The sequence below is a fragment of the Paenibacillus sp. FSL H8-0315 genome, from assembly GCF_038005365.1.
GTDB lineage: Bacteria > Bacillota > Bacilli > Paenibacillales > Paenibacillaceae > Paenibacillus_AQ > Paenibacillus_AQ odorifer.
The window spans coordinates 4,582,972-4,602,179 of record NZ_JBBOTA010000001.1; the positions used below are offsets into that span (position 1 = coordinate 4,582,972).

17 protein-coding genes are annotated in these 19,208 nt (G+C 46.1%); 13 read left to right on the forward strand and 4 right to left on the reverse strand.

Translation table 11 applies throughout. The features are described from left to right. Positions 1-61 precede the first annotated feature (61 nt). The 8 genes from MHB56_RS19885 (at position 62) to MHB56_RS19920 (ending at position 8,432) form a co-directional block, all read left to right on the forward strand. Complete coding sequence (locus MHB56_RS19885) at positions 62-1,147, forward strand: LolA family protein (RefSeq protein WP_076129533.1); 1,086 nt, start codon at positions 62-64, stop codon at positions 1,145-1,147. Positions 1,148-1,335: 188 nt separating this feature from the next. Next, positions 1,336-2,517: an alanine racemase gene (gene alr, locus MHB56_RS19890; RefSeq protein ID WP_341143907.1), complete on the forward strand. Its 1,182-nt coding sequence runs from the start codon at positions 1,336-1,338 to the stop codon at positions 2,515-2,517. 215 nt (positions 2,518-2,732) lie between these two features. Continuing rightward, positions 2,733-3,014, forward strand: coding sequence for a CopG family ribbon-helix-helix protein (locus tag MHB56_RS19895; RefSeq protein ID WP_025698676.1), 282 nt, complete (start codon positions 2,733-2,735; stop codon positions 3,012-3,014). Positions 3,015-3,017: 3 nt separating this feature from the next. After that, on the forward strand, positions 3,018-3,368 hold the full coding sequence (locus MHB56_RS19900; RefSeq protein ID WP_036686777.1) for a type II toxin-antitoxin system PemK/MazF family toxin: 351 nt from the start codon (positions 3,018-3,020) through the stop codon (positions 3,366-3,368). Between the two features lie 156 nt (positions 3,369-3,524). Beyond that, positions 3,525-4,133 (forward strand): TetR/AcrR family transcriptional regulator, encoded by a 609-nt coding sequence (locus tag MHB56_RS19905; protein WP_081383506.1) that lies wholly within the window; start codon positions 3,525-3,527, stop codon positions 4,131-4,133. 172 nt (positions 4,134-4,305) lie between these two features. Beyond that, positions 4,306-5,505 (forward strand): MFS transporter, encoded by a 1,200-nt coding sequence (locus MHB56_RS19910; protein WP_341143908.1) that lies wholly within the window; start codon positions 4,306-4,308, stop codon positions 5,503-5,505. A 172-nt stretch (positions 5,506-5,677) separates the two neighbouring features. Then, positions 5,678-7,906, forward strand: a complete 2,229-nt coding sequence (locus MHB56_RS19915; RefSeq protein ID WP_076129532.1) for a Tex family protein — start codon at positions 5,678-5,680, stop codon at positions 7,904-7,906. Positions 7,907-8,090: 184 nt separating this feature from the next. Continuing rightward, the gene (locus MHB56_RS19920) at positions 8,091-8,432 is read left to right on the forward strand and encodes a hypothetical protein (RefSeq protein WP_340012013.1); all 342 of its coding nucleotides are present in this window, start codon (positions 8,091-8,093) and stop codon (positions 8,430-8,432) included. Between the two features lie 42 nt (positions 8,433-8,474). Here MHB56_RS19920 and MHB56_RS19925 read toward each other — a convergent pair whose 3' ends face one another. Further along, positions 8,475-9,530: a GIY-YIG nuclease family protein gene (locus tag MHB56_RS19925; protein WP_341143909.1), complete on the reverse strand. Its 1,056-nt coding sequence runs from the start codon at positions 9,528-9,530 to the stop codon at positions 8,475-8,477. A gap of 169 nt (positions 9,531-9,699) precedes the next feature. Between MHB56_RS19925 and MHB56_RS19930 the strand changes: the two genes are divergently transcribed. Further along, a complete protein-coding gene (locus tag MHB56_RS19930; RefSeq protein ID WP_341143910.1) occupies positions 9,700-10,470 on the forward strand; it encodes a hypothetical protein in 771 nt (256 codons plus the stop codon). 1,795 nt (positions 10,471-12,265) lie between these two features. Here the strand turns inward: MHB56_RS19930 and MHB56_RS19935 are convergent. Further along, complete coding sequence (locus MHB56_RS19935) at positions 12,266-13,237, reverse strand: S-layer homology domain-containing protein (protein ID WP_341143911.1); 972 nt, start codon at positions 13,235-13,237, stop codon at positions 12,266-12,268. Between the two features lie 85 nt (positions 13,238-13,322). Next, positions 13,323-14,114, reverse strand: coding sequence for an SDR family oxidoreductase (locus MHB56_RS19940; RefSeq protein ID WP_076220605.1), 792 nt, complete (start codon positions 14,112-14,114; stop codon positions 13,323-13,325). 188 nt (positions 14,115-14,302) lie between these two features. Between MHB56_RS19940 and MHB56_RS19945 the strand changes: the two genes are divergently transcribed. From MHB56_RS19945 to MHB56_RS19955, 3 genes are all read left to right on the forward strand, one after another. Then, positions 14,303-16,282, forward strand: a complete 1,980-nt coding sequence (locus MHB56_RS19945) for a GTP-binding protein (RefSeq protein ID WP_076129526.1) — start codon at positions 14,303-14,305, stop codon at positions 16,280-16,282. Positions 16,283-16,343: 61 nt separating this feature from the next. Further along, positions 16,344-16,832 (forward strand): DUF6933 domain-containing protein, encoded by a 489-nt coding sequence (locus tag MHB56_RS19950; RefSeq protein WP_036686793.1) that lies wholly within the window; start codon positions 16,344-16,346, stop codon positions 16,830-16,832. Between the two features lie 61 nt (positions 16,833-16,893). Continuing rightward, entirely contained in the window at positions 16,894-17,421 is a 528-nt protein-coding gene (locus MHB56_RS19955; protein ID WP_341143912.1) for a GNAT family N-acetyltransferase, read from the forward strand. A 310-nt stretch (positions 17,422-17,731) separates the two neighbouring features. Here MHB56_RS19955 and MHB56_RS19960 read toward each other — a convergent pair whose 3' ends face one another. Beyond that, positions 17,732-18,295, reverse strand: coding sequence for a CGNR zinc finger domain-containing protein (locus MHB56_RS19960; RefSeq protein WP_341143913.1), 564 nt, complete (start codon positions 18,293-18,295; stop codon positions 17,732-17,734). A 220-nt stretch (positions 18,296-18,515) separates the two neighbouring features. On the opposite strand from MHB56_RS19960, the gene MHB56_RS19965 reads away from it, so the two are divergent. Then, positions 18,516-19,010, forward strand: a complete 495-nt coding sequence (locus MHB56_RS19965; RefSeq protein ID WP_036686798.1) for a DinB family protein — start codon at positions 18,516-18,518, stop codon at positions 19,008-19,010. Positions 19,011-19,208: the final 198 nt, after the last annotated feature.

Consider the following 19,208-nt stretch of genomic DNA (forward strand, 5'->3'; position numbering starts at 1 on the left):
CCAAGTCCCTCATAGACATGTACTAATCAATGCATTCAAAACAGGTTAAGGGGATGATGTCATGCGCCGGATAACATGGGTACTCGCGATCATTATGAGCGTGGCCCTGGTGATGACGGGGTGCGGGAAGAAGGATGCCGCTTCCGTAGTCAAGGATTTGAACAATGTGGCTGACAAGTTGGAAAGTAAGCAGGGAACGTACCAAGGTTCTGGCACAATGACCCTGTATACCGGGGAACAGCCGCAGGAGTATAAGGTAGAGGTATGGTACAAGAATCCTTCCTACTACCGGATCAGCTTGGCAAATGTTCAGAAGGATATTACGCAGATCGTACTTCGTAATGATGAGGGAGTGTTCGTACTCACACCAAGTATGAATAAGAGCTTCCGTTTCCAAAGCGATTGGCCGGATGATCAAGGTCAGGTCTATCTGTATCAGACGTTGGTTCGTGGCATAGTTTCGGATAATAATCGCCAATTTGTGGAAGATGGGGATAACTATGTGTTCGAGGTAGCCGCGAATTATCAAAGCAATGCCCTTGTACGGCAAAAGATTTGGCTTGATAAAAAGACTTATGAACCTAAACAGGTTCAAGTCTCGGATTCTGAAGCGAAGGTAGTTGTAAACGTGAAGTTTGACACCTTCAAATTCGATACGGATTTCACCAAGGATTCTTTTGATATGGAAAAGAACATGGCCTCGGGTAAGTCCGCAGAGAGCACAGTAGCTGAGGTTGATGAGAATGGTAATCCAATTACAGCTCCTGAAGGCCAAGAACCGGCTGAGCAACCAGTGGCTGCAGAGCTTGGAGACTTTGGGATCATTGAACCTGATTATATTCCAGCTGGTGTAGAGTTTAAGGACTCGCATAAATTGGAGGGGAACAAAGACCATGCTGTTCTCATCCGATATGATGGGATTTATCAGTACACTATTATGGAATCCCGTCCACTGGACCGTGCGGTAGCACTGGCGCCTGGAACCCTGAAAGACCTTGGTTTTACATGGGGAGTTCTGAGTGGGGATGAGCAGCAGACATTGACTTGGATGTCTGAGGGAGTAGAGTACCGAATTACAAGTGCCAATCTTCCTGCTAATGAAATGATGCAAATTGCCGCTTCTATGGAGGCACAATCGGGTAAATAATAAAAAGTAGGCGGATACTGCGTTTTGTGGGATTCTTTCCTCTACAACGTAGTATCCGCTTTTCTTTATTTGCCGGGGCTCCAGCACACATTGACAGCCACCTTCTGTAGCATTACCATTGGTACTAAGACAATGATTAATGCAATGCAGCAATGACGTTTTACTACAACGTAAGAAGGTGACTTGAAGTGCAAGCAAGCTATCGACCGACAGTAGCCGAAATTAATCTGGATGATTTGCGTGCCAATTACGAAGCCTTTCGCCGCTACTTGCCGGCAGAGACAAAGTTTATGGGATGCGTCAAAGGAAATGCGTACGGCCATGGAGCAGTGGAAGTGACACGGGAGCTGGAAAGACTCGGAGCAGATTATGTTAGTGTGGCTTTTTTGGATGAAGCATTGGAGCTGCGTCAGGCGGGAATACTGATTCCTATACTGGTGCTTGGCTACACTTCCCCAGAAGGAATAGCCGTTGCCTGGGAGAACCATGTAACTGTAACACTGTTCACACCGGAGGTACTGGAGGCTATAAGACAGCTTCCTATAGATCCGGAACATCGGCTGAAGGTGCATATCAAGATTGATAGCGGGATGGGACGACTGGGTCTTTTACCAGCTGACGCACCTGCATTTATCTCTGAAGTGCAGTCTGTTGCGCAGGCGGAGCTGGAGGGTATGTTTACCCATTTTGCCAAGGCAGACGAACAAGACAAAAGCTATACACTGGAACAGCATCGACGGTTCATGAGCGTGGCGGAAACGCTGCGGGAGCAGAACATTCAGATCCCGATCATACATACGGGCAATAGCGCTACGGCCATTGATTCACCTTATTTATCCAGCAACATGGTGCGTGTAGGCATCAGCTTGTACGGATTTTATCCCTCCACAGAGGTGAACCGTCAACTGGTAGAACTACGTCCGGTATTGACGCTGAAGACGCAGGTTGTATATGTCAAAAGCCTGCCTGCCGATTGGGGCGTCAGTTACGGCACTAGGTACATCACAGAGAGCGAGGAGATTATTGCAACGCTACCTGTGGGGTACGCAGATGGATATTCCCGCATGCTAACTGGCAAAGCGGAGGTGCTAATACGTGGACGCCGCGTTCCTGTCGTCGGAACAATCTGCATGGATCAGTGTATGGTATCACTCAAATCTTTCGCTGCAGAAGCGGAAAAAATTAAAGCAGGCGAAGAAGTTGTTCTCATCGGCCGTCAAGCTGACGTGATGATCACGGCAGACGAGTTGGCTCTCCAGCTTGGAACAATTCACTACGAGGTTATCTGCATGTTGGCTCATCGGGTGCCCCGCGTTTATATAAGTGAAGGCACACTTCCTAAATTAGTAAATGCTCTGCTCACAAACTGAAAGTTCTTGACAGTGATGTTATACAAGGGAGAAAATAGAAGGAATTGTATCGTATTAGGAGATGTGACTAAAAGCCTATACGAACCACCATTTCTAGTTTATAATGGGATGCAGCATACTTGATATACTGGCGGCATATATTCCTTGTATAAAATTCCTTGTATATTGTAACACTGGAACACAAGGGCAGAAGGTTTGTGGGGGTGGAAGAGAAGGTGGCTAATTTGCAGAACACCAAAAGAATCATGATCAGCTTGCCCGATCATCTCTTGCAGGAAGTGGACGGAATTGTTCAATTGGAGAATTCCAACCGGAGTGAATTGATTAGGCAGGCCATGAAGCTGTACTTGAGCGAACGGAGGAAACGTTCCATCCGGGAGTCCATGCAGCGCGGCTACATGGAAATGGCTAAGATCAACTTGACCATGGCATGCGAGGCTTTCCTCGCGGAGGAAGATGCAGACAGCACTCTTGGCCGCTTAGTAAGCGGGGTGTAGACATTGATCGTTAAACGTGGCGATGTTTTTTTTGCTGATCTTTCGCCGGTTGTAGGTTCTGAACAAGGCGGAGTAAGGCCAGTTCTGGTCATCCAGAACGATATTGGCAATCGCTTTAGCCCGACGGTAATTGTGGCTGCAATCACAGCCCAAATCCAGAAGGCTAAGTTACCTACACATGTGGAAATTGACGCAGCTGCTCATGGCTTTGACAGAGATTCTGTTATTTTGCTGGAACAGGTTAGGACGATTGACAAACAACGCTTAACTGACAAGATCACCCACCTTGATGATGAAACGATGAAAAAGGTGGATGAATCGCTGCAAATCAGCCTTGGTCTGATTGATTTTTAATCACCCTAGGTTATAGATAACTCATGAGATTGGCGCTCGGGTACGAATCCGGGCGTCTTTTAATATGCGTTTTTGCGTATAGTAAATAAAGAATCGTTAGGTCTTCACTTTTTGAAAATGATCTGATATTATTAGACCGTACGGTCGGTTTAGGAGGTGCTTAGAATCAAAGGACGCTCAGACGGAGAAGAAACTAAAAAAAGAATTGTGCGCAAGGCCACGCAGCTGTTTGTACAAAAGGGTTATGCTGCCGTAACTATGAATGAAGTTTGTGTAGCCTCGAATGTCAGTAAAGGCAGTCTGTATCACCATTTTCCGAGCAAGGATGAGCTTTTTCTATTTGTAGTGGAAGTGGATACGTTAGAGTGGCTGCAAGCGTGGGATGATAAGAAACAGGAAATTGTAGGGATCGAAGAACGATTTTATGCGTTAGCCGAACACTACGCAAATGATTTTCAGAATCCATTGATTCATGCGCTCGAGGAATTCTCCAGAAGCAGATGCCACCCGGAAGAGATTAGCAAGCGGCTTTCACTTCTTTATGAAGCAGCCTCACATGCTTGTCGTGATCTTTTGAAGGAAGGTATTGAAACGGGATATTTGGTAAAAGGCGACTTAGAGAACTATGTAATCATCGTGAGTGGCATGCTTGAAGGGATTGGAAGAGTTTCTGAATTCTCGATTCATGAGAAGACCCAGGAGGATATAAAAAAATATTACCGGGAAGCAGTAAATTTATTATTACAAGGGATCCGTACGGGGTAAGATAACGAGGGGCATGAAAAGAAGCTTTACATTCAGGAACATGAAGGCTGAAGCTTCTCAAAGGCACCGGAATAGGAAGGGTTATTTTTTTACTATTATTTAGACCGGATGGTCGGTCTTAACATGCATAATATTCGAAGTTTTGGCTTTAAACACACGGAGGGTTAATACAATGTCATTGTTACTTAGAAACAGAGGCGCTATGCTGCTTGTTATGCTTAATATTTTTCTGGCTTTTACTGGAATTGGGCTAGTAGTCCCAATAATGCCAACCTACATGAATGAGCTTGGGATCAGCGGAAGTACTGTCGGTCTCTTGGTCGCCTCCTTCTCGCTTGCCCAATTATTAATATCGCCATTTGCCGGCAGATTATCCGACAGAATCGGTAGAAAAAAGGTGATTGTAGCAGGTTTGATCGTGTTTGCGATATCGGAGCTGATTTTTGGTCTGGCCAATGTACCCTGGCTCTTGTTCGTTTCGAGATTGCTTGGTGGTGCAGGAGCTGCTTTAATTATGCCGGCAGTTATGGCTTATGTAGCGGACACGACTTCTTTTGAAGAGAGAGCTAAAGGAATGGGGCTAATTAATGCAGCCATTACCACCGGCTTTATTATTGGTCCTGGGATTGGCGGTTATCTTGCTGAGCTTGGAATGCGGGTACCCTTTTTCTGTGCAGCTGGGGCAGCTGGAGTTGCAGCTCTAATTACAGTTTTAATTTTGCCTGAGTCTCTATCTGAAGAGAAACGTAAGGAAGCGACGTTATCAAAAAATAATCAGGAAAGCTTCTTGACGCAGCTGATGCGTTCTTATCGCGAACCGTATTTTTTCGGCTTAATTATTGTATTTGTTATGGCTTTTGGGCTGGCTAATTATGAAACGGTGTTCGGATTGTTCGTGGACCATAAATTTGGCCTTACACCTAAGGATATCGCTTTTGTAATTACCTTTGGTTCTATTGCAGGTGCGGTGGTGCAGGTGTCCGCGTTTGGCTGGATCTTGAATAAATTCGGGGAGAACAAGGTGATCTCCACTTGTCTTATAGTCTCATCATTGTTTATTCTGCTGACCTTGTTTGTAAGCGGCTTTTGGGCGATTATTACGGTTACCTTTATTGTGTTCTTTGCAATGGATATTCTGCGTCCAGCAGTAGGCACACAGCTTTCCAAGATGGCCGGAGAATCGCAGCAAGGTTTCGTAGCGGGAATGAACTCAGCTTATACAAGTCTCGGAAATATTGCTGGGCCTATCGTCGCAGGGTATTTGTTTGATCTTAGTATTAACTTCCCATATGGGGCAGCCGCGCTCGTTCTGGCTTTGTGTTTTGTATTGTCACTGAGTTCCGGAAAACGGGGAATGGGACAGCGGGCGTAATCGCCGAATCCGGGCTCTGACCACTCTACCATGCCTCGCTTTATCGCACAGCGGTTCAGTACAAAGCGCGCTATTCGGGCTGGTCTTTGGTGCAGAGCCGAATCTGTGATACTATTTTAATTATGAGATCAAGATATGTATAAGCAGATTGTGTACGGGAAGAGGGATACTAATGGCGGTAGATAACAGCAATACGGAAGTCATTACGGATGAGGCAAACGCACAGCGGGAGCAGGAATTGATAACCGTAGCGATTGCCAAGGAATTGAACATTAGTCTGAAACAGGTACGCACTACGGTAGGACTGCTGGATGAGGGAAATACAATTCCGTTCATCGCCAGATATCGGAAGGAAATGACGGGTGAGCTGGACGAGAATGCGCTTCGTGATATTGAAGAACGGCTGGGTTATCTTCGCAATCTAGGCGAACGTAAAAAAGACGTTATACGCAATATTGAGGAGCAGGGCAAGCTGACCAAGGAGCTTCATGAGCAAATTATCAATGCGGTCAAGCTTCAGGAAGTAGAGGACTTGTATCGTCCCTTCAAGCAAAAGCGTAAGACGCGGGCTAGTGTTGCGAAGGAAAAAGGACTTGAGCCGCTTGCTAACTGGATCTTGGAGCAGCAAAGACAAGGGGATCCACAGACTGAAGCATCGAAATATATTGATGTGGAAAAGGGAGTAGAGAGCGCAGACCAAGCGCTGCAAGGCGCACTGGATATCATTGCCGAGAACATAGCAGATGATCCTGCGATCCGCTCTTGGGTTCGCCAGTATACAGCAAGTCAAGGTATTCTTGTGTCTGAAGCAAAGGATGCAGAACAAGAATCTGTATACGAAAATTACTATAGTTACCGTGAACCTGTACACAAAATGCCACCTCACCGCATCCTAGCAATTAACCGTGGTGAGCGTGAAAATATATTAAAGGTAGGCATTGAGGTCGTCACTGATAAAATTCATGCCTATATCGCACGGAAGATCATTAAAGGGCCATCCCCGGTGAAGGAACTGCTGGAAGCAGTGACTGAGGATGCCTACAAACGTTTGATTGCTCCTTCTGTAGAGCGTGAAGTTCGTGGAGAGATGACCGAACGTGGGGAGAACCAGGCGATTTCGATCTTCTCTGGCAATCTACGTAGCCTGCTGCTGCAACCGCCAGTAAAGGGACGTTGTGTGCTGGGTGTTGACCCTGCATACCGTACTGGCTGTAAGCTGGCTGTTGTAGACGATACAGGTAAGCTGCTAGAGGTAGCTGTGACCTATCCGACGCCGCCGAACAACAAGAAGCTCGAAGCTGCTGCTAAGTTCAAAGAGTTGATTGCTAAGTACGGCATTCAGCTCATCGTAATCGGCAATGGTACAGGCTCGCGTGAAACGGAGCAGTTTACAGCAGAAGTGATTGCCGAGATTGGCAATCCAGAGTTGGCGTACCTGATCGTTAATGAAGCGGGAGCGAGTGTCTATTCGGCTTCCAAGCTGGCGCAGGAGGAATTCCCGGATCTGGATGTAGCGGAGCGCAGCGCGGCTTCTATCGCCCGTCGTGTGCAAGACCCGCTGGCGGAGCTGGTGAAAATCGATCCGAAAGCTATTGGTGTGGGACAGTACCAGCATGACGTCTCCCAAAAGCATCTGGAGGAGAGTCTTAAAGCCGTCGTGGAATCAGCGGTAAACCATGTTGGCGTGGATGTGAACACGGCATCTCCTGCCTTGCTCTCTTATGTAGCAGGGGTTAATGGAACAATTGCTAAGAATATCGTTAAATTCCGGGAAGAGAACGGCAAGTTCACGACTCGGAAGCAGCTGCAAAAGGTACCTCGTCTAGGTGCCAAGTCCTATGAGCAATGTATCGGCTTCCTGCGGATTCCGGGTGGAGACAACACCTTGGACCGCACGCCTATTCACCCCGAGTCCTATCCGGTGGTGGATCGTTTGTTCCGTGAGCTAAGCCTCGATGTGAATAAGCTTGGCAGCAAAGAAGTGGCCTCACAGCTTGAGGTGCAAAATGCCGAGGAGCTGGCTGTGAAGCTGGATGTCGGCGTACCTACGCTGCGCGACATCCTGGAGAGCTTGCAGCGTCCGGGCCGCGATCCGCGCGAGGAGCTGCCGTTGCCGATCTTCCGCACTGATGTGCTGAAGATCGAGGACCTGGTTCCTGGCATGGAAATGCAGGGAACCGTCCGCAATGTTATCGATTTCGGCGCATTCGTCGATATCGGCATCAAAAACGATGGGCTGGTGCATATTTCCCAGCTCAGCGGCAGCTTTGTAAAGCACCCGATGGACGTTGTCTCCGTAGGAGACAATGTTACCGTCTGGGTGATGGGGGTTGACCTGAAGAAGGGCCGGGTCAGCTTGACGATGCGTCCGCCGCGTGTTGAGGCGGGAAGCGTAAAGTAGACAGATCGCAGTGATCCTCAAAGAACGACAACAAGAAGCCAGTCTCCATTATTGGGGACTGGCTTCTTGTTGATTATTTTCAGCTGGAACCCTTTTTGTCATTATAGAAGTGAAGGACGTGCACTCTTTGGGTAAGTTTAGAGTAACAGTTGAACTAATGGCTTATTACTAGGAGGAGATAGATGTGGGAAATCCATTGAAAGAATTAAAAAATAGTGTGAATGGCCTGAAGCAATCCCTTGACGGAGTTAAGCAATCAGTAGAGGGGTTGAAAGAACCTATAGATGAGATGAAGGGAAACATTCAGATCACGTTGGAGCAGGCGAAGGACAGATCTGAGGGATTCAAATCGGAGATCAATCGTATGAAGGAATGTGTGGAGGAAACTAAGCTGGTTGTTAATGAGGCGAAGGAAACGGTAATGGAGGCGGGTGAGGTGCTTTACACTCAGAAACGCTATAAAAGATTGTTGAAGAAGCAAAACCGAAAAACGCAGCCTGCAAAGGCAGGCCGCCGTTTACTATAATCAGCCGGAAGTCCAAACATTTACCGCAGTTACGTAATCTTTTTAATTATAGGAATGAGAAGGAACCGCATTTAAAAAAATCTGCAACAGCTCATTTACCGAAGCCTCCATATTGGAACGTTGCTCAGCTGCAAGCCAATCCTCTTGAATGATGATATAGCTGCAGGAGCTGCTTTTTAAATAGCTGTATATTATTTGTGCTTCGTCAATTTCATGGCGGCCGATCGCTGCCGGGGTCTGATTGGGTTCACTGTGAAAAGTGGTCATAATCGCTGACTTTATTGCCGCTTGCAGGTGGGTGATATCCGGTTGATCATATTGTAGCTTGGTATGGGACAGGATACGGTTGCCCTTGAGCAGAATGAGTTTAAGCGTCTGTTCATTCATGGCCTCAAGAACAGCAATATTCTGATTCTCTTGAGCGAATTCGATGACCTTCTCTTTGTGAATCAGGAAGCTGACAGCTCCAATATAATCTCTGTATTTGGCGGCGGTTTCGAAGTCATAGTGCTCCGCGGCCACTGCCATCCGTTGCTCCATTTCCTCGAGGATACTGGAATCTGAGCCGTTTAGTAAGCCAATGACCCGATCAATAATTTTATTATATTGAACAGCGGCATCTCCGCCTGCACACATCCCTATGCATAGGCCAAGCGAGTGGTTTAGGCATAGGGAATTTTTAAAGCTAGGGTTACTGCAAAGGATTTTTGAGCTTTCTTTAATGCCTTGCACTGCCCGTTCCACCGTGCTTCTGCTTGTATAGGGACCCAAAATCTGAGTGCCTTCTTTGACCGCAGGATCATAGGTAATCTCTAACGAACGTATTTTTTCATCCGCTCCTATTACGATATAGGTATAAGCCTGCGGGTTTTTCATTTTTTTATTGTACATGGGTTTGATCTCTTTAATTAATTTGCATTCCAGCATAAAGGCTTCAAATTCGGTATCCGTAAGGATGATTTCCAGATCTTTAATATTTCTTACAAGCTGCTTAACCTTTGGGGAATGAGACTTTGAGTTTTGAAAATAGGATTGGACTCTCCGTTTTAACTGTTTTGCCTTGCCAACATATATAATATGACCGAGATTATCCTTCATGAGATAAACGCCGGGAGTTAGGGGAAGGCTTTTAAGTTTTTCTGTTAAATGAATGGTAACCCCGCCCTCTCATAAGAGTTGTATGATTGATAGTTTTAGTATAAGCTTGCAACCTTCATTTGTTCAAATCAGTCTAAAGAGTGAAGGATCAAAGCTGAGGGGGGATCTCATGTATTTCGCAAAAAACATCGGTGGGCTGGCGCTCATAGCAGCTATGTTATGGCTTACAGCATGTAGCGGAACGCCAGAAGCGGGAAGGGAGCCGAAGCAGACGCCAGTGCAGACACAAGAGCAGACGGAAAAGCAGAAGCCAGAGCAGTCACAAATGCAGACGCCAGAGCAGACATCAACTGCACAGTCAGCGGCTACTACGGAATCACCACAGGAGGCGGGGACATCAAGTACGGAGCAGCCGCAGGATCTAGAGGGATTGCCGCCATTAGTTGAGGAAGCGGCGTCTACGGTAATGAACTCCATTAAGAATAAGGACATGAAGCAATTAGCGGCATGGGTACATCGGGAGAAAGGGCTACGTTTCTCTCCATATGCATACGTGGATACAAAAAATGATCTTGTATTCACCCAGGAGGAAGTAGAAGGATTAATGAATGATTCCACCAAAAGAGTCTGGCGAACCTTTGCTGGCTCCGGTGATTTAATCGAGCCGACATTCGCAGATTACTACAAGAGGTTTGTCTACGATGCGGACTTCATTCAGAAGGCCGAAATTGCTGTGAACAAGGGGCTTGGGCAAGGGGCGACGATCAACAACTTAAACGAAGTGTATCCTAAGGAGCAATATGATTTCGTTGAATATCATATTGCTGGTATCGATCCTTCTGTCGAGGGTATGGATTGGCGCAGCCTGCGTCTAGTTTTTGAGAAGATCGGAGAAGACCATGCATTAGTCGGCATTATTCATGATCAATGGACGCCTTAGCTTACGGACCCAGATGACGCTATTATGGACGCTGTTTGCCTGCTTCAACGGATTATTCACATCCATTGATATACGCTGAGCCTTACGGACCCAGATGACGCTATTCGCGTGTTTTTAGCGATAAGAGCACAGTTTCGGACTCCAGTGCAGCTATTCATTACAAAAAGGCACATTTATGGTGCTTTTTGTGCCGATAGCGACGATGGAGTCCTTTAGTAGTCCAAATGTGCGATTATACTGCGAATAAGGTCATCTGGGTCCGATAGCTACTGCATACCCATCCGCTGCAAACCCATCTGTTGCACACCTAGTTGCTGCACCTAACTGCTGCACACCCATCTGCTACGTTCGCATACCGCAAACATTGGAGCATCGCTGACCTGTATTTTGTTTTTGACTACCTGCTTCAACGGATTATTCACATCCATTGATATACGCTGAGCCTTACGGACCTAGATGACGCTATTCGCGTGTTTTTAGCGATAAGAGCACAGTTTCGGACTCCAGTGCAGCTATTCATTACAAAAAGGCACATTTATGGTGCTTTTTGTGCCGATAGCGACGATGGAGTCCTTTAGTAGTCCAAATGTGCGATTATACTGCGAATAAGGTCATCTGGGTCCGATAGCTACTGCAACCCCATCCGCTGCAAATCCTTCTGATGCACACCTAGTTGTTGCAACCTAGTTGTTGCACACCTAACTGCTGCACACCTAACTGCTACACACCTAACTGTTGCACACCTAACTGTTGCACCTAGCGGTTGCACACCATCTGCTACGTTCGCATACCGCAAACATTGGAGCATCGCTGACTTGTATTTTGTTTTTGGCTACCTGCTTCAGCGGATTTTCATATCCATTGATATACGCTGAGTATTACGGACCCAGATGACGCTATTCGCGTGTTTTTAGCGATTAGGGCATAGTTTCGGACTCCAGTGCAGCTATTCATTAGAAAAAGGCATATCTATGGTGCTTTTTGTGCCAATAGCGACGGTGGAGTCCGATAGTATCGTGAAATTGGCATTTTTCTGCGAATAAGGTCATCTGGGTCCGATAGCAGCTGCGTCCGTGCAAAAATGATCTAATCCCTGGAAGTTTGATGTTCATCCCCGTCAAGTAGCTTCATGCACACAAAAATGACCTAATCGCTCGAAGTTTGATGTTCATCCCCATCAAGTAGCTTCATGCACACAAATATGATCTAATCGCTCGAAGTCTGATGTTCATCCCCGTCAAGTAGCTTCATGCACACGAATATGACTTAATCGCTCGAAGTCTGATAATCACTGCCAAGTAATCAGCATTTCTGAGCCTGAGTTAGCTTGCGAACCCAGCGACGTTATTTGCAAATTTATTGCGATTGGAGCACAGTTCGGGCCCAGTGCAGCTAGTCGTTAGAAATAGGCCCATATTGGATGTTTTTTAAGACAATAGCAATTATGTAGTTCGATAGCGGCTGCATCCGTTACCTTATCATTCGGAGTTTGGAGTTGGGATAAAGGGGGAAGGAACAACAAGGGATGCTTCAGTAGCCATATGATGGCTTTTGAGGCATCCCTTATTTGTTTATAAAAATGAACTTAGATACCTGAGGAAAGGGAAGAGAGGCGAAGGGGAACTTTGGGACTGTAGGAGCGATAGCAACCGCTGCTAAGATTTCCATGGGAAAGCCATCTTCGTAAGCATAAGCTTCTCCGTATCTCAGCCGTCATAAACGGTAGCTGGAAATCCAAATATTCACCGCAGCTGCGACTGACTCTTAACTCTAAAACCCTCAAGTTCAATTTATATTATTGTGCCGCGCTAGACGAATAAGAGGCGGAGCCAGTTACAGGTTGAGCGATAGCTTTGTATCCATCTGGCAGATAAGTGGCAACAGATGCTTTTGTGATCACCTGCGCGTACATTTTCCCTGGTTCAGGAGCAGTCACGTTAAAGTAAATTACAGCCGTATTGTCTTTACCAAATTCGATTCGCTCAATCACCAGCCCATACCCGGGGTTAGGTAGATTATTAACGGTAAGGGTGGCTTTATTTACGCCTTCACCCGCTTTGGTCAACGTAACCTCTGTTTCGTAGGTTGGAGTAGTGGGACTGCCATTAGATACAATTACACGTTTAGCAAAAGCGGCTGCATCATAGATCAGAGCGGCTGCTTCAGAGCGGGTAATAGCATCATTCGGCCGGAAACTACCGTTCTTATCGAGTGTGGCAATATGTGTATTCAGCAGGATCTGGAGACTATTTATAACCTCTGTAGAGAGTTTATCGCCATCCTTAATGTCTACATACATCAGCGTAACAGGGAAGTTACCTTTACTTTGCAACGCTTGCGTCAATAAGTGCGCGAACTGAGCACGGGTGATAGTTCCATTAGGATCCACTGTACGGTCGAGTGAAAGACCATTTTCCTTGGCAGTCAGGAAAGCCGAAGCATACCAGGCCTTGTCGTTCACTTTATCAAAATAATCACTGGCTTTGGAAGAACTACTACCTGCCGCTGGTTGCGGAGTCAGATTCAGACCCCCAACGATGAATTGTATCCCTTGCGCAAAGCTTACTTTAGATTTAGGAGCAAACTTATCTTTGTCAACTCCGTTTATAATCCCCTCTTTATGCAAAGAGTTGATTTTTGCTTCCGCAGGATCACCTTTCAAATCTGAAAAAGCAAAAGCGGATGCCCCAAAAGACACACTCGCTGCCAAAATGCCGCAGGCTATAGTCATTTTTTTAGCGTTATTTATGAATAATGGTTTTTTCATTTGCGTCACCTCCATACTCTTAGATGGTAGATTAGACCAAAATGTTGCATAGAATTTAAAATATTATAACGGTTCAAGTAAAATATTATCCACGCAGTAGCGATTCGGCACCATCTACATAAATTTCAGTTCCCGTCACATGAAAAGATTCATCCGATGCGAGAAATAATACCAGATTGGCAACCTGCTCAGGCTTACCCGGTGCATTTTCCAGCGGATGATTACCTTCCGGAAACTCCACAGGAATCTTCACTTCTTGAAGATCATCGCTTTTATACGTATTATCTCCAATTTGTGTATCGATTGATCCAGGACAGATGGCATTTACACGGATGCCGTATTGCGCCAGCTCTAGTGCAGCCATTTTCATAAAAGCAACTTGTCCTGCCTTGGAAGATGAGTAAGCGGAAGCGCCAATGTTCGAGAATACTCGGTTGCCGTTAATGGAGCTGGTGATAATGATGCTGCCACCATTTTCTTTCATGTGGGGGATGGCGTATTTTACTGTGGCAAAGGTGCTGCGTAGGTTGGTATTCAGTGTCTGGTCCCAATCTTCGATTTCTAGTGTTTCGATGGGAGACCATGTACCATTAATGCCAGCATTGGCAAAAATAATATCAATCTTCTGGGCCGCCTCCCCAACCTTACGAATACTTTCTTCGACCAGACCTGGATTGGAGACATCGCATTCAATTACTGTTGCTGTACCGCCAATAGATTCAATCTCACGTTTAGTTTCATAGGAATCCTCGGGAGTGCGGTCAAGCATATATACCTTAGCTCCCTGTTGGGCAAACCGTATCGCTGTAGCTTTTCCAATACCGGAACCAGCACCTGTAACCACTGCAACTTTATCCTGTAAACGTTTATCTGTCATGATGAATTTCCTCCTCGGCATTAAATTTCTTAATATTAGTAATTACATACCCGGCATAGCTGAATCTAACCATTTGAACTGGAGGGTGGAACAACGTGGATGGATATATTACTATGGAACATAAGGATGTAAATAATATAAATTCAGATAAATTTAGATAAATCTAGCTCATGATAGGGGAACTATAGATGATTCAGCAGCAGGGAGCAGAACGGATTAATGTGGGGATATTTGCCCATGTGGACGCCGGGAAGACAACAACAACGGAGCATATTTTGTATGAAAGCGGTCGCATTCGAGCGCTTGGCAGCGTAGATACGGGGACGGCATTGACGGATTCTATGGATGTGGAGCGGCAGCGGGGGATATCCGTACGGGCGGCATTGGCTTCTTTTGCTTGGAAAGGTGTGCAGATTAATCTGGTCGATACCCCGGGGCACGTCGATTTTCTGTCCGAAGTTGAGCGGTCTTTGCGGGTGATGGATTGTGCGGTGCTTGTTCTTTCAGCCGTGGAGGGTGTGCAGGCCCAAAGCGAGATGATCTGGAACGCGCTGCGCAAGCTGGGAATCCCCACACTTATTTTTGTGAACAAAATGGATCGTGTAGGTGCTGACCCTGAAGCTGTGCTGGCAGAGGCGCGGAATTATTTGTCTAGTGATATTATTCCAGTTCAGCAACCCATCGGCAAAGAGAAGGAGTACATAGGAGCAAGAGATTTATGGGAGAATGAAGCTGATGCTAACAAGCGAACAGAATTATTAGAGGCTTTAGCTGAACGGGACGAAGAGCTGTTGGAGAAGTATATGTCAGGTAGTCCGATTGATTTGGCTGAATGGAAAAAATATATGAAAACAGCCTCCTCATCAGGTCGCTTTTTTCCGATGGTTTATGGCGTCGCCGCCAAGGGGCTTGGGATTACTGCCTTGCTGGATGCGATGGTTGAGTATTTTCCGCGCGCTGGTGGGAATGTGGAGGGTCCGGTGTCAGGCATCGTATACAATATTCAACGTGATAAAAGTATGGGACGGATGGCGTTTGTCCGCCTTTATGAAGGGACGATCCGTAACCGCGATACGCTGTTGAATTATACGCAGGATATTCAGGGGAAAGTGACCCAGATCCGCAAGGTCGAAGGTGGTCGGACCGAGGATGTTGGAGCGCTTGAAGCGGGAGATATTGCTGTTATCTATGGTCTTTCCGGGGTGCGCATCGGAGATGTGCTCGGCCATCCGGGGGCCATTCCGGAGGAGGCGAAGCTGGCTGTGCCGCTGCTAACGGTGCGTGTATTCTGGGAGCCAGATATGGATGACCATAAGGTTATCGGGGCGCTGCAGGAGCTGGCGGATGAAGATCCGCTTTTGGATGCACAGTGGCTGCAGGATGAGCGGGAGCTGCATATCAAAGTAATGGGACCGATTCAGCTGGAGATTCTGAACAGTGTTCTGGAGGAGCGATATGCGCTGAAGGTTACTTTCGGTCAGCCTTCTGTCATATATAAAGAAACGCCAGCCCGTGCCGGCGAAGGTTTTATCGCTTACACGATGCCGAAACCGTGCTGGGCGATTTTGCGGTTTCAGATTGAGCCTGGACCTCCGGGCAGTGGTTTAGTCTATGATTCGATAGTGCGGAGTTCCGATCTGCTGCCGCAATACCAGAGCGAAACCGCACGTCGTGTACCGGAAGCCTTGCAGCAGGGTTTGTATGGCTGGGAGGTTACCGACCTTAAAGTGACCTTGACCGAGGGACAGCATCATGTATGGCATACCCATCCGCTGGATTTTGCTGTGGCGACTCCGATGGGAATTATGGACGGACTCGCTCGGGTAGGCACTAAGCTTCTGGAGCCGATTCTGCAGGTTCGCATCGTGGTTCCTGAGGAGAATGGCGGCCGGGTGATGAACGACCTCGTGCAGATGCGCGGCACGTTCGAGCCTCCCGTGCTGCAAGGCGAACGGATGATTATCGAAGGACGTCTGCCGCTGGCAACGTCACTCGATTATCCTGTCAGCTTAAGCTCCTACACGAAGGGGCGCAGCACGTTTACTTCTTTTTTTGCCGGCTATGAAGAATGTCCACCAGACGTATCTGCTGAGCGCACCCGCCGGGGCGTGAACCCACTTGATCAGGCGAAATATATATTAAGCGTGCGAAAGGCACTGCAAGGGTAAATTGAGGTAGAAGGACTATTGAGACTAATAGGCAGGGTGAAGACAAAGGAGCGTGTCAGCGATGTTAGTACTAAGATATACTCAGAAATTATTAAAAGATATGAAAGTAGCTCCAGTAGAAGTAGAAGACATCTCCTCCTTTTTTAGTTGGCATGTGAATATTATGCAGCTCAGAAAAAAACATATTTTATTTGTACATGATGCAAGCCGGTTATGTATATTATTGGATGGAATAAGAAGTGGTCAAGCTGATAAATTGGTTGAAAAGTTCAGAATAGAACTTAAGGAGTATTTATTGCAGGAGGGTTTTAAGAAGCAGCTCATAAATCAGTATTTATTAGAGGCCGGAGAAATCACTATATCCCGTACAAATAATAAAAGTGTACTTGGAACAATGAATGAAATAACACTATACAATTCGGTAGCTCAAAGTGATTTCAGCAGCTTGCTTGAGAGGAATAAGTGGTTGAACACTATTATATATAAACCTATTGATTATAAAGAGCCCATTAATGTCTTTAGAGAATCCTTAAATAGTTACTATTCATAAGCAAGTACTGTCAATCTTGGACTAGCTGAAGCTTTTATCGGAAATCTGAGGGGGAAATAAATTGAAGATTAGAGAAGCAACAGCTAGTGATATAGACGGGATCGCTGTTGTCCACGCTGCGAGTTGGAAAACCACGTACAGAGGGCTAATTTCGGACGAGTTTCTCGATAAAATCACCGTGGAAGCAAGAAGAAAGCTCTGGATTCGGAATTTTGAAAACCCCAATAAAGACGAGGTTATGTATGTGGCTGAAGATGGGGCTGGGATGATTATTGGTTTTGCAAATGGAGGAGCGCGAAGAGGGTCAGATCTCTCAGATCTCTATGATGCGGAGCTATATGCACTCTATTTGCTTAAGGAACAGCAAGGAAGGGGTCTTGGAAGGCAACTCATAAGAAGCGTAGCACAGAATTTATTGGAGAAAAATTATAGCTCATTCATGACTTGGGTGGTAACAGGAAATCCCGCGATTCATTTCTACCACAAAGTGCGTGGGCAATCTGTTGCGACAAAAGAAGTGAAGCTTGGGAATGAGATTGTTGAAGAGATCATGATCGGGTGGAGGGATATTGGGGTTGTTGGGGATTAAGAGCCAAGGAGAGCGATGTGCAGAAGCTTTTAACTGTATTTTGTACAACTATAATCCTGCAAATAACCCGCCAAAGGATATAACTGTATTTCGTACATCTATTTTTGTGATTTATTACTCTATGGGCACATTTTATAGTTTTTAAGTGTACAGAATACAATTAAAGTCCTGATGATCCCCTTTGGATGCGGAATAAGTGTATGAAATGCAGTTATTTTACGAGTTCATAAAGCTCTGCCAGCCTTTTTCCACTTGCCCATAATCTGCCGTAGCAAGCCACCGCAAACCGGAGTATCGTTGCTACAACCGCCTATTCCCTCTCAGACTCAGCCTTCTTCCGCGCCCGGAAGCGCCGCACCTTCATAAGGTTGCCACAAGCTTTGTCATCGCAGTATCGCTTGGAACGGTTGCGTGTATCATCGTAATAGACCCAGAGGCAATCGGGATTCTCGCAGATGCGGAATCTGGTGGGTTCTTTTTCAAGCAATGCCTCGGCAAAAGACGCCGCAATCTCCGCCATCACCTGTTCCCAACCGCTATGGAGTGGCAACAGCTTTATTTCCGCTTGCTCCTCGCTTTTCCATACAATTCGCCGTGTAACAGGACCCTTGTCCAAATAGATATTGAGCTGTTCAAGCATTTCTCCATACACCGAGTTTCCTTGCACAATAGCCTGTACCCAGTTCCATAGTAGTGAGCGAAGCTTTTTAAGCTGCGCCATTTCTATCGTGTTCGGCATCTGTGTTTCTAAAAGAGAATACTCCTTCAGCCATTTAAAAACCCATTCTTCTTCATCGAGCCTGTCCCGATCTTTATTCTTATCTCCTGTTCGCCAATCCCGCCAGTAGCTGTTAATGAAATCCTCCCACAACACGGTCTGTTCATCCTTTCCGATTCAACGCTCATTACAAATCATTGTAACAGTTAAAAATAAGTTTAGCTAGTTACTTGAATACAATCTGGAAATATGCTACATTTCTTTTGTAACCACTATATTATGGTTTAAGTAGTTACATATTAGTTCGCTTTGAAGTAGTTCTTTTTGAAGCTACACCATGAAGTTTATGCTTACACAAATTTTTAGGAGGTTGAACATGCAAAATAAAATCAGTGAGGTCTTGCTCCAAAATTGGGATTATTGCATGGATATCGAGGATTGGGCTCCGCCGCTTAGCGATGCGCTGGAAGGTGTGGATAGCAAACAGGCTCTCTGGAAGCCAGAGGGTGGGGCGGCCAATTCTATCTGGGAAACGGTTAACCATCTAACTTATTATAAGGTGCGTTTGCTGCGAAAGCTAAAGGGGTTGCCCAAACAACCCGATGCTGAAAGCAACGATGATACCTTTACTGTAACAGCTGAAGGAGAAGAAGCATGGGCGAAAGCCGTTGCAGACCTGAAGGACGTGCATGCTGCTCTTAGAGAAATCATTGAAGCGTTGGAAGAAGGCGCGTATGATTGGGGCGGTTCGGGTCATGCGCCAGGGGAAGAAGTAATGAGCCTTATCCTACACGATTCTTACCATACTGGACAAATTATTATGCTGCGTAAATTGCAGGGTTCTTGGGTGTCCAACCGTAGTTTTAATTAGAACCTCCACATTTAAAAATACAAGCCGTACACTGCTATTCCGGTATACCCGGGTCAGCGGAGGTACGGTTTTTTTTTGTGCAACTCTGGTAGGCACGAGTATATATTCTATATTGTTTTTTTTGGTTGATTTGGATAAATTAAAACGCGATATGGATATGGGCTCAGAAACTAATCACTGATATCATATAATCCAAAG